Below are 12,042 nucleotides of genomic sequence, written 5' to 3' on the forward strand. Positions count from 1 at the left end.
TAATGAATAAGCTAATCGCTTTTTTAAAAGAACGAAAAATCACAGAAGTCGAATGTGTTATCAGTGATATGACTGGCATCGCTCGCGGCAAGATCGCACCCGTCGATAAGTTTCTCGATGAAAAAGGCATGCGCTTGCCAGAGAGCGTATTGCTACAAACAGTCACAGGGGATTTTGTTGACGATGAAATCTACTACCGGTTACTCGACGATGCAGATATTGATTTTGTATGTGTCCCTGACGAAAACGCGGTCTTCATGTTGCCATGGACAATCGAAGCTACGGCTCAGGTTATTCATGATTGCTACGACAGAATGGGTAACCCCATAGAGCTTTCACCGCGTAACGTGTTGAAAAAAGTGTTGTCTCTGTATGATGAACAGGGCTGGGAGCCTGTTATTGCGCCCGAAATGGAGTTTTATTTAACTCGTCGCAGTGACGACCACGATTTACCCTTAAAGCCTCCGATTGGTCGTTCGGGTAGACCAGAAGCGGGTCGCCAATCTTTTTCTATTGATGCGGCTAATGAATACGACCCACTGTTTGAAGATATGTATGACTGGTGCGAAATCCAAGGTTTAGATATCGATACCTTGATCCATGAAGATGGACCCGCACAGATGGAGATTAACTTCAGTCATGGCAATCCATTATCGCTTGCTGATCAAGTTTTTATCTTTAAGCGTACCCTGCGTGAAGCGGCATTAAAGCATGATGTTTGCGCTACTTTTATGGCGAAACCTGTTACAGATGAACCAGGTAGTGCGATGCATATTCACCAGAGTGTGATTAATAAAGAAACGGGTAAGAATATTTTTACTAATGAAGATGGTACTCAAAGTGCATTATTTTTGAGTTATATCGCTGGGTTACAAAAATTTATTCCTGAGTTACTGCCATTAATGGCGCCCAATGCTAATTCGTTCCGCCGCTTTTTGCCCGGAACATCGGCACCGGTAAATTTGGAATGGGGGGTTGAAAACCGTACCTGTGGTTTACGCATACCAGAATCGTCGCCACAAAATCGCCGTATCGAAAACCGTATTCCAGGCGCGGATGCTAACTGTTATCTCGCTATTGCAGCGAGCTTACTCTGCGGTTATATCGGTATGGTAGAAAAGCTCAAACCATCAACGCCCGTTCAAGGTAAATCAAATGAAAGTCGAAGCAACAATCCCCATTGCTTACCATTGACGTTAGAAGAGGCATTGGCAGCAATGGAAGAAAGTGACGCTTGTAAGGAGTATTTAGGTGAGTCGTTCACCACAGGATTTGTGGCAGTAAAACAAGCCGAACTTGAAAACTTCCGCCGTGTAGTGAGTTCGTGGGAACGGGAGTTCTTGTTGTTAAGTGTGTAATCTATGCAGGTTTGAACATAAATTAGTCACCAATTTTTACATAGTTTCGATATGCGGATAAATGGTGTGGCTAGATTAGTTAGAAAACCCCTGCACCATAGTGGTGATTTTGCTTTACTTTGGTGCAGAATTTTTTGAATAAAATATCTTCAACTATTCTTATTAAGCTTAAAGGGTAATTCGATAAGCCATGCAGTAAGGGCCTCAATCGAAAGATTTTTTAAATTTAGCGCTAACATAGGAGGCTGTATCAGATTTATTTTTAGTAACCTATTGTTAGTAATGCTAAAAATGGATTTGCTGCAATAGGCTTTATCCTTGTTTTAGGGACTTGAGACATTTGTCTTTATGTTGCAATATGTAGCGGATTTTTCATATCTAGTCTGTTTTTATGATTGATAATGCAATCTGAACAAATTAGTAGGTTTGGCATGAAATCTGATTACGAACAAATTGCAGTCACCTCAAACAGAAGGCATGATTATGGTGCTGTGAAGACTGCCGATGCGGTTTTTAAGGTGTAGCATTGGTCGAGAATAACAACAATAACCGAGCTGTTGGTCGGTGACACAATTTCAGGATTGATATAGGCAATTCTGCTACCCGAGAAAGGAGAAAGCATGAAGCTATTTAATAAGATGACCACCTTGGCTTTAGTGACCACAGGCGTGCTAGCAAGTGTTACTGTTCAAGCTGAGGAAGTGGTTCGCGTATATAACTGGTCTGATTATATCGCGGAAGATACCTTAGAAAACTTCAAGAAAGAAACAGGCATTCGGGTTATTTACGATGTATTTGATAGTAACGAGGTGCTAGAAGCTAAGTTATTGTCTGGCCGTAGCGGTTATGACATCGTCGTTCCTTCCAATCACTTTTTAGCGAAACAAATTAAAGCAGGTGCTTTTAAGCCATTAGATCGTTCTAAATTGAGTAACTTTAAAAATCTCAACGCGGAGCATATGAAACAGCTTGAAAAGGCCGATCCTGGTAACCAGTACGCAGTGCCCTATTTATGGGGAACTAATGGTATAGGTTACAATATCGACAAAGTGAAAGCGGCCGTGGGGGAAGATGCGCCATTTGATTCTATGGAACTGATCTTCAACCCTAAATATGCCGAAAAAATCGCTAAGTGTGGCTTTGCTATGTTGGATTCTGCCGACGATATGGTGCCACAGGCCATGATTTATTTAGGCTTAGATCCCAATAGTGCTAAAGCTGAAGATTATGAAAAAGCGGGTGAGTTGCTGGAAAAAATTCGCCCTTATGTAACATACTTCCATTCATCTCGTTATATTTCTGACCTTGCCAACGGGGATATCTGTGTTGCTTATGGTTTCTCTGGAGATGTATTCCAAGCGGCAGCACGTGCCGATGAGGCGGGTAATGGCAATAAGATCGGTTACTCCATTCCAAAAGAAGGCGCAAATCTTTGGTTTGATATGTTAGCTATCCCTGCCGATGCTAAAAATATTGAAAATGCGCATAAGTTTATCAACTATTTATTACGTCCAGAAGTGATTGCGCCTATTTCTAACTATGTGGCGTATGCTAATCCTAATGACCCTGCTCAACCTTTGGTTGATGAAGCTGTTCGCACCGATCCTGCGATTTATCCATCTAAAGAAGTGTTAGATAAATTGTATATCGGCGAAGTCCGTCCTTTAAAAATCCAACGTGTATTAACCCGCGTTTGGACCAAAGTGAAATCAGGTAAATAATCGATTTTGGGGCAAGTTTAGCTTGCCCCTGCTTTGGTTTATTCATTTGCAGAGGGGAAAACCCCTTTCAAAACCGGGCTTGGATGGATAAACAGAGTTAGCCTTATCATTCATTTATTGCGTAAATCTCAAGACTTGAACGCGAAGCGTATCGGTATTTGGGCGGAGAAGTATTATGGCAAGCACCTCGGGCGTCACCAATAAACCCACAACAAAGACGCAAGAACATGTACTGCTCAAGATTGAGCGGGTCAGTAAATTATTCGACGATGTACGTGCAGTTGATGATGTGTCATTGACGATCAATAAAGGTGAAATTTTCGCCTTACTTGGTGGTTCTGGATCTGGGAAATCGACTTTACTGCGTATGCTCGCAGGCTTTGAAAAACCGACATCGGGCCGCATTTATCTTGATGGTGAAGATATCACCGACTTACCGCCCTACGAACGTCCTATCAATATGATGTTTCAATCCTATGCTTTATTTCCCCATATGACGGTGGCGCAAAATATTGCTTTTGGTTTGAAGCAAGACAAGCTACCTAAAGCTGAAATTGAGCAGCGCGTGCAAGAGATGCTTAAACTTGTGCACATGGAACAATATGGTAAGCGTAAACCTCACCAGTTATCTGGCGGTCAGCGTCAGCGTGTTGCGCTGGCACGCTCGCTTGCTAAGCGTCCTAAATTATTGCTGCTTGATGAACCTATGGGCGCATTGGATAAAAAACTGCGTACCCAGATGCAACTCGAAGTGGTTGAAATTCTTGAGCGTGTTGGTGTGACTTGCGTAATGGTGACTCACGATCAAGAAGAAGCGATGACCATGGCCGGACGGATTGCCATTATGAGTGATGGCTGGATTGCTCAAACAGGCTCACCGATGGACATTTACGAAAGCCCGAACAGTCGTATGATTGCCGAGTTTATTGGTTCAGTGAATTTGTTTGGTGGTGAAATTGAAGTGGATGAAGTTGACCATTTGATCATTAAGCCCAATGAATTAGCTCAATCTTTTTATGTCGGCTACGGAGTAACGACCAGCCTTGAAGATAAGCATGTATGGTTAGCGGTGCGCCCTGAAAAGACGATAATTAGCCGTGAGCAACCCGAAGGTGAATATAATTGGGCGAAAGGTATTGTGCATGATATCGCTTACTTAGGTGGTATATCAGTGTATTACATTCGCTTAGAGAATGGCCAAATTGTACAGTGTAGTATGACTAACCGTGAACGCCGTGCCGATCATGCTACTTGGGATGATGAAGTGTTTATCAGTTGGGAGGACACCAGTGGCGTGGTGTTGAGATCATGAAATTACTCTCAAGATTAAAATGGCCAAGGGGACGCTTCTGGACCATAGGATTGCCCTATGCGTGGCTGCTGTTATTTTTTGCCTTACCTTTTGCGATTGTGCTCAAGATCAGTTTTTCAACGGCTGCTATCGCTATCCCACCCTATGAGCCGACGTTCCAATACGCAGATGATGTGCTAAATATTTTTTTGCATCTAGGTAACTATCTGATGTTACTTGATGATTCGCTTTATTATTCGGCCTATCTGAGTTCGTTGAAAACCGCATTTATTTCTACTTTAGGCTGCTTGATCATTGGTTATCCAATGGCTTATGCCATCGCCCGTGCCCCCGCGCGTTTGCAGACAGTTTTGCTATTACTGGTGATGTTGCCCTCATGGACCTCGTTCTTAATTCGCGTTTATGCTTGGATGGGACTGCTCAGCAATACTGGCATTATTAATAATGCACTCATATGGTTAGGTGTTATCTCTGAGCCATTACAAATTTTAAATACCAATATTGCAGTGTATATCGGCATCATTTATGCCTATTTACCCTTTATGATCCTGCCGCTATACGCCAATTTAGTGAAACTCGATATGAGTTTAATTGAGGCCGCATCGGACTTAGGTTCAAGTCGTTTAAATACCTTCTGGAAAATCACTTTCCCACTCTCTAAAAGCGGTGTGATTGCAGGTTCCATGTTGGTGTTTATTCCTGCAGTGGGTGAGTTTGTGATCCCCGAATTACTTGGCGGTCCTGATTCATTAATGATAGGTAAAGTGCTGTGGCAAGAATTTTTCAATAATCGTGACTGGCCTGTGGCGTCATCACTGGCGATTGTCATGTTGGCACTCTTGATTATTCCTATTACTTTATTCCATCGCTATCAAGCGCGTAGCTTGGAGAAAGACCTATGAAAAAGTTAAGTTTTTCTTCTGTGATGTTGTGGTTCGGACTGATTTTTTTGTACGCACCTATGCTGATCCTTGTTATTTACTCATTTAATGACTCCAAGCTCGTGACCGTTTGGGGAGGATTTTCCCCTAAATGGTATGGTGAATTATTTCAAGATCAACAGATTTTAGATGCCGTATGGACCAGTCTGCGTATAGCGTTTTATAGCTCAACCATGGCGGTGATTATTGGCACTATGGCAGCCTTTGTGATGACGCGCTTTAAGCGTTCATGGGCAAAGCTGACTCTGTCGAACATGATTACCGCGCCGTTGGTTATGCCTGAGGTGATTACAGGTTTGTCTTTGCTTTTACTGTTTGTGCATATGGCAGATTTATTGGGCTGGCCTAGGGAGCGCGGAATGGTGACAGTGTGGATTGCACACTCAACATTTTGTGCCGCCTATGTAGCTGTGGTGGTGTCATCAAGATTACGTGAGCTAGATATGTCAATCGAAGAGGCCGCTATGGACTTAGGCGCTACCCCGCTAAAGACCTTTTTCCTTATCACTGTGCCCATTATTTCTCCAGCATTAATGGCGGGGTGGCTATTGTCCTTTAGCTTGTCATTAGATGATTTAGTGATCGCAAGCTTTGCCTCGGGCCCGGGTGCTACGACCTTGCCTATGGTGGTGTTCTCTTTGGTACGTTTAGGGGTTTCGCCGAAGATTAATGCCTTGGCAACGCTGATCATACTGTGTGTTTCACTCATCGCTTTCCTTTCTTGGTATATGGCAAGGCGGGCAGAGAAACGTGACCGTACACCAATGAATTAGCTTAATCTTGGGATGGCTTTGTTTCTGCAAAGCCATCCTTAATTATTCTCTCCACACCCATCACCCGCTTTGCTTTGCAGGCTAGCCCTGTGACTTAAGATCACCATAATTGAATCACTGAGCTAAAAATAATCGCGTGTTTGATATATCAAACAAAATGTAAAATATTGCGCTTTTCTGGCTAGTGTTTCGTTTTATGAAAGTGTAGGATGTGATAGCTGTTTAAAATAATGAACATTAGAATTCAAGGGAACAACATGTCTGCCATACCCCACACAGGATCATATTACGCCGCATCGGCTAACGATAAAGTCGAGCGTCCGCGTCTACAGGAATCGATTGAAGCCGACGTTTGTGTGATTGGCGCGGGTTATACCGGCCTTTCTGCTGCGTTGCATTTATTAGAATCAGGCATGAGTGTGGTGGTGTTAGAAGCCGCTCGCATTGGCTGGGGCGCCTCGGGCCGTAATGGCGGACAAATCGTTAATAGTTATAGCCGTGACATTGATACTATTGAAAAAACAGTCGGTAAAGAACAAGGTAAACTCTTTGGCCAGATGGCCTTTGAAGGCGGGCAAATCATCCGCGATCGTATTGCTAAGTATAATATTCAATGCGATCTAAAAGATGGCGGTGTGTTTGCCGCGATGAACGAAAAGCAAATGGGCCATCTACGTCATCAAAAAAAACTGTGGGAAAGCCACGGCCATGTTAATCAGCTCGAACTTCTCGATGCTAAAGACATTCGCGGTGTGGTAAATACTGAGCGTTATGTCGGTGGACTACTGGATAAAAGCGGTGGTCATATTCACCCGCTTAATTTAGCCCTAGGCGAAGCGCGCGCTGTTGAATCCCTCGGCGGTAAAATTTTTGAAGACTCAGCAGTGCTGCGTGTTGATGAGGGCGATAGCCCTGTTGTGCATACGGCGCAGGGCAGTGTAAAAACCAAGTTTGTGGTCGTGGCAGGTAACGCCTATCTAGGTAAGTTAATGCCAGAGCTGCAGGCAAAATCGATGCCCTGCGGCACGCAAGTGATCACCACAGAGCCTTTGAGTGCCGATCTGGCTGCGAGCTTATTACCACAGGATTACTGCGTCGAAGACTGTAACTATCTGCTCGATTATTTCCGTCTGTCTGGCGACAAGCGGATGATTTACGGTGGCGGCGTAGTGTATGGCGCCCGAGATCCGGCAGATATCAAATCGATCATTATTCCGAATATGCTCAAAACCTTCCCACAATTAAAGGATGTGAAGATCGATTATGCGTGGACGGGTAACTTCCTACTGACGCTGTCGCGCCTGCCACAGGTCGGTCGTATCGGTAAGAACATCTATTATTCACAGGGGTGCAGTGGCCACGGTGTCACTTATACCCATCTGGCGGGCAAGTTGCTGGCTGAAATACTCAACGGCCAAGCCACGCGCTTCGATGCCTTTGCTGCATTGCCACATTATCCTTTCCCCGGCGGTCACGCACTTCGCGTCCCTTTTAGTGCTATTGGAGCTTGGTATTACACGTTAAGAGACAAACTAGGTCTCTAACATCATCACTTTTAAGAAGCTAGGTAGCTTCATAATACGAGGAAATCCTTGTGCAATTAAATGATCCGAGTTTGCTACGTCAACAGTCTTTTATTAATGGTCAATGGTGTGATGCCGTTTCTGGTGACACGCTAAAGGTGGTTAATCCTGCAACCAATGCCGTGATTGGTTACGTTCCTAATATGGGACAAGTTGAAACTGAGATGGCGATTAAGGCGGCAGAAGCGGCTTTACCTGCATGGCGCGCACTCACAGCCAAAGAGCGCGGCGCTAAGTTAAGGCGTTGGTTTGAATTACTCAATGAAAACAGTGATGACTTAGCATTGCTCATGACGACTGAGCAGGGTAAACCGCTGGCAGAAGCCAAGGGTGAAGTAACCTATGCCGCTTCGTTTATCGAGTGGTTTGCCGAAGAAGCGAAACGTATTTATGGCGATACCATTCCTGGGCATCAAGGGGATAAACGCTTGATGGTAATTAAGCAGCCTGTCGGTGTAACCGCCGCGATTACGCCGTGGAACTTTCCTGCTGCGATGATCACCCGCAAAGCCGCTCCAGCGTTAGCTGCGGGTTGCACTATGGTAGTAAAACCTGCGCACCAAACCCCCTTTACCGCATTAGCGATGGCTGAACTCGCTAAACGTGCCGGTATTCCTGCGGGCGTATTTAGTGTGTTAACGGGTGATGCGGTGCAGATTGGTAATGAAATGTGCAGCAACCCGATAGTGCGTAAATTATCCTTCACGGGCTCAACCAATATCGGTATTAAATTAATGGCGCAATGTGCGCCTACCTTAAAAAAACTGTCGCTAGAGCTTGGCGGCAATGCGCCATTTATCGTATTTAACGATGCAAATATCGATGCCGCCGTTGAAGGCGCCATGATAGCTAAGTACCGTAATGCCGGCCAAACCTGTGTCTGCGCTAACCGTATTTATGTGCAAGACGGGGTATACGACGAGTTCGCCTTAAAACTTAGCACTGCTGTGGGCAAGCTTAAGGTTGGAGAGGGCATCAACGAGGGGGTCACGACTGGCCCGCTGATCAATGCTGCCGCAGTCGAGAAAGTGCAAAGTCACCTTATTGATGCCATTGCAAAAGGCGCATCAGTGCTCGCGGGCGGCAAAGTTCATGATCTTGGCGGTAATTTCTTCGAGCCAACCGTACTCACCAATGTCGATAAAAGCATGCGTGTTGCCCGCGAAGAAACCTTTGGGCCACTCGCGCCGCTGTTTAAATTCAGTGATGTCGACGATGTGATTAAACAGGCTAACGATACTGAATTTGGCCTCGCCGCCTATTTCTATGGCCGCGATATTTCATTGGTTTGGAAAGTCGCCGAAGCCTTGGAATACGGCATGGTTGGCGTTAACACTGGTTTGATTTCGACGGAAGTCGCGCCCTTTGGTGGGATTAAATCTTCAGGGCTGGGCCGCGAAGGTTCTAAGTTTGGCATCGAAGAATATTTAGAAATCAAATATATCTGTATGTCCGTTTAATACGGCCCGATTTGGCGAGTGAGGAACACTAAATGACAACAACCAATGATTCATTGATGGCACGTCGCCAAGCCGCGGTTGCGGGTGGTGTCGGGCAAATACACCCTATTTTTACTGCGCGCGCCGAAAATGCGACCGTATGGGATGTTGAAGGTCGCGAGTTTATCGATTTTGCGGGCGGCATTGCCGTGCTCAATACGGGTCATCTTCACCCTAAGGTTAAGGCGGCGGTTGCTGCTCAACTCGATAATTTCTCCCATACCTGTTTTATGGTGCTCGGTTACGAGAGCTATATCCAAGTGTGTGAAAAACTTAATCACTTAGTGCCAGGGGATTTTGCTAAGAAGACGGCATTATTCACCAGCGGCTCAGAAGCGGTTGAAAACGCGGTTAAAGTGGCTCGCGCCTACACTAAACGTGCTGGCGTGATTGCGTTCACCTCTGGTTACCATGGTCGCACTATCGCAGCCTTGGCATTGACCGGAAAAGTCGCGCCTTACAGTAAAGGTATGGGGCTGATGTCGGCGAATGTGTTCCGCGCCGAGTTCCCGTGCGAGATGCACGGCGTGTCCGATGATGATGCCATGGCCTCGATTGAACGTATCTTTAAAAATGATGCCGAGCCAAGTGATATTGCCGCAATTATTCTCGAACCTGTGCAGGGTGAGGGAGGTTTTTACGCCGCATCGCCCGCTTTTATGCAGCGCCTGCGGGCACTATGCGACCGTGAAGGCATAATGCTTATCGCCGATGAAGTGCAAACGGGGGCTGGCCGTACCGGCACTTTCTTTGCCATGGAGCAAATGGGCGTGAGTGCGGATATCACTACTTTTGCTAAATCCATAGCGGGTGGTTTCCCACTTTCAGGCATTACTGGTCGCGCCGAGGTGATGGATGCAGTTGGCCCCGGAGGCTTAGGTGGCACCTATGGCGGCAATCCGTTAGCCTGCGCCGCAGCACTTGCTGTTATTGAAGTGTTCGAAGAAGAAAAGCTGTTAGACCGCGCCAATGCTATAGGCGAGCGTATTAAGTCTGCACTGAATATGATGCAGGTCGAACATGCACAAATCGCCGACGTGCGTGGTTTAGGTGCCATGATCGCCATCGAACTGATTGAAGAAGGTAAACCCGCGCCGCACTATTGCGCGCAAGTGTTGAGTGATGCCCGTGACCGTGGATTGATTTTATTGTCCTGCGGCACTTACGGTAATGTGCTGCGTATTTTGGTGCCATTAACGGCGCCGGATTCACAAATTGATGCGGGTCTTGGTATTCTTAAAGCCAGTTTCGATGCTGTACTGAAAAGCTAATATCGCTTTGATATAAAAAGGTTTAGATGACAGTTATTGCTCAATGAAAATCCCGCTTCGGCGGGATTTTTATTAGGGGGCGATTGTTTTGAAATTGGCTGTTTTTACTGCCAGTGACTTTCAGCACTCATCAGTTAAATGAATCGCTACTGTTTAATCTCCATTAGGATCTGCAGTGCTTTCTTACGTTTATCAAGATCATACAAGTCATTGGTGAAGATAAACTCATTCACGCCGAGTTCTTTTACGATCATTTCCAAACGATGCTTAATTGTCGCTGGGCCACCAGTAACAGATAAACCTAAGAAGTTATCGATATAGGTTTCTTCTTGCGCACTCCATAAGCCATCCATAGTGTCAACCGGTGGCTTTAGCCATAACTCGTGACCACGGATAAGTGCCAGTACGCGCTGTTTTGAGGTCGTGCCCAAATATTGGGCCTCTTCATCTGTATCGGCGGCAACTAACGGCAAGCCGAGCATCACATAGGGTTTATCCAGCACTTGAGAAGGTTTAAAGTCGCGGCGATAGATTTCAATCGCATCGTAGAGAAAACGTGGTGCAAAGTGGCCCGCAAACACATAGGGTAAGCCGCGCTGCGCCGCTAACTGTGCGCTAAAAAGACTCGAGCCCAATAACCAAATGGGTACATTAGTGCCTTCTCCGGGAATCGCTCGCACCGCATGGCGACCATTGTAAGGGCCAAGTAGAGTTTGTAATTCACTGACTTCTTCAGGGAATTGTTCGGCGCGATTGCTATCACGGTTCAGTGCTCGGCTGGTAATTTGATCGCTGCCGGGCGCACGCCCTAGTCCTAAATCGATTCGACCAGGATATAAGCTTTCAAGGGTGCCGAACTGTTCGGCGACCACTAACGGCGCATGGTTTGGCAGCATAATCCCACCCGCACCGACGCGAATACGCTCGGTATTGCCCGCTATATAGCCAATTAATACCGAGGTTGCCGAGCTGGCGATACCGGGCATATTGTGGTGTTCGGCAAACCAGAAACGATTAAAGCCGAGCCGGTCGGCTTCCTTGGCATACTGCAAACTGTTGTGCAGCGTTTCACCCACGGTTGATCCTTGGCGCATGGGCGCGAGTTCCAATAGCGAGAAGGGAATATCGGCCAATATTGATGTCTGTTGTGACATAGTGTCTCCAAGTGACTGCCGTTTTTGCTAGCGACAACAAGAGGTGCTAACTGTGTTAGACGTATTGTTCGTTGCATTGCTAGGCTCATTGCTAAGAAAAAGCGTTAACGGCTCAGTCTTGATGAATAAAAGGTATTCAGTGTTATTGATATGGGGCTAACGACACGACTTCTCAAGCTTTAACGGATAACACTTTCCCTTTGGTTATTTCATTCGTTATTCAATGTGAGTTTGCACTTGAGCTGCGCCATTAAACTGAGTGTGTATTCGCTTTGTAACAAATCGAGGGGCTGAAGTCATCCGCGTGTGTAGGGTGATAATGTGGAACTGAAGTTCTTATTCTCAGCAACTCAGCGCTAAGCCAGTCACAGTGGGATTGCATGACTTTTGCTAAAGCTCATTTGGTTATGAGTAGCAATATAAGGGTATA

The 12,042-nt window shown here is 45.8% G+C and carries 9 protein-coding genes; 8 read left to right on the forward strand and 1 reads right to left on the reverse strand.

The features are described from left to right. Positions 1-2: 2 nt before the first annotated feature. The 8 genes from JEZ96_RS05085 to gabT all read left to right on the forward strand — a co-directional run bounded on the left by JEZ96_RS05085 (position 3) and on the right by gabT (position 10,458). On the forward strand, positions 3-1,358 hold the full coding sequence (locus tag JEZ96_RS05085; RefSeq protein WP_011790339.1) for a glutamine synthetase family protein: 1,356 nt from the start codon (positions 3-5) through the stop codon (positions 1,356-1,358). A 620-nt stretch (positions 1,359-1,978) separates the two neighbouring features. Next, entirely contained in the window at positions 1,979-3,079 is a 1,101-nt protein-coding gene (locus JEZ96_RS05090; protein WP_011790338.1) for a polyamine ABC transporter substrate-binding protein, read from the forward strand. Between the two features lie 175 nt (positions 3,080-3,254). Further along, positions 3,255-4,391: a polyamine ABC transporter ATP-binding protein gene (potA, locus tag JEZ96_RS05095; RefSeq protein ID WP_011790337.1), complete on the forward strand. Its 1,137-nt coding sequence runs from the start codon at positions 3,255-3,257 to the stop codon at positions 4,389-4,391. Next, complete coding sequence (locus tag JEZ96_RS05100) at positions 4,388-5,293, forward strand: ABC transporter permease subunit (protein WP_011790336.1); 906 nt, start codon at positions 4,388-4,390, stop codon at positions 5,291-5,293. Before potA ends, JEZ96_RS05100 begins: the two co-directional genes overlap by 4 nt. Then, on the forward strand, positions 5,290-6,105 hold the full coding sequence (locus tag JEZ96_RS05105) for an ABC transporter permease subunit (RefSeq protein WP_198779860.1): 816 nt from the start codon (positions 5,290-5,292) through the stop codon (positions 6,103-6,105). Before JEZ96_RS05100 ends, JEZ96_RS05105 begins: the two co-directional genes overlap by 4 nt. 257 nt (positions 6,106-6,362) lie before the next feature. Further along, positions 6,363-7,649 carry an NAD(P)/FAD-dependent oxidoreductase gene (locus JEZ96_RS05110; RefSeq protein ID WP_011790334.1) on the forward strand — a complete coding sequence of 429 codons (1,287 nt, stop codon included), beginning with the start codon at positions 6,363-6,365 and terminating at the stop codon, positions 7,647-7,649. Between the two features lie 50 nt (positions 7,650-7,699). Further along, on the forward strand, positions 7,700-9,148 hold the full coding sequence (gene gabD, locus JEZ96_RS05115; RefSeq protein ID WP_025007365.1) for an NADP-dependent succinate-semialdehyde dehydrogenase: 1,449 nt from the start codon (positions 7,700-7,702) through the stop codon (positions 9,146-9,148). 32 nt (positions 9,149-9,180) lie between these two features. Beyond that, positions 9,181-10,458, forward strand: a complete 1,278-nt coding sequence (gabT, locus tag JEZ96_RS05120) for a 4-aminobutyrate--2-oxoglutarate transaminase (RefSeq protein ID WP_061782646.1) — start codon at positions 9,181-9,183, stop codon at positions 10,456-10,458. Positions 10,459-10,604: 146 nt separating this feature from the next. On the opposite strand, the gene JEZ96_RS05125 is transcribed toward gabT, so the two are convergent. Then, positions 10,605-11,612, reverse strand: a complete 1,008-nt coding sequence (locus JEZ96_RS05125) for an LLM class flavin-dependent oxidoreductase (protein WP_014610091.1) — start codon at positions 11,610-11,612, stop codon at positions 10,605-10,607. Between the last annotated feature and the right edge of the window lie 430 nt (positions 11,613-12,042).

The organism is Shewanella putrefaciens (genome assembly GCF_016406325.1).
GTDB lineage: Bacteria > Pseudomonadota > Gammaproteobacteria > Enterobacterales > Shewanellaceae > Shewanella > Shewanella putrefaciens.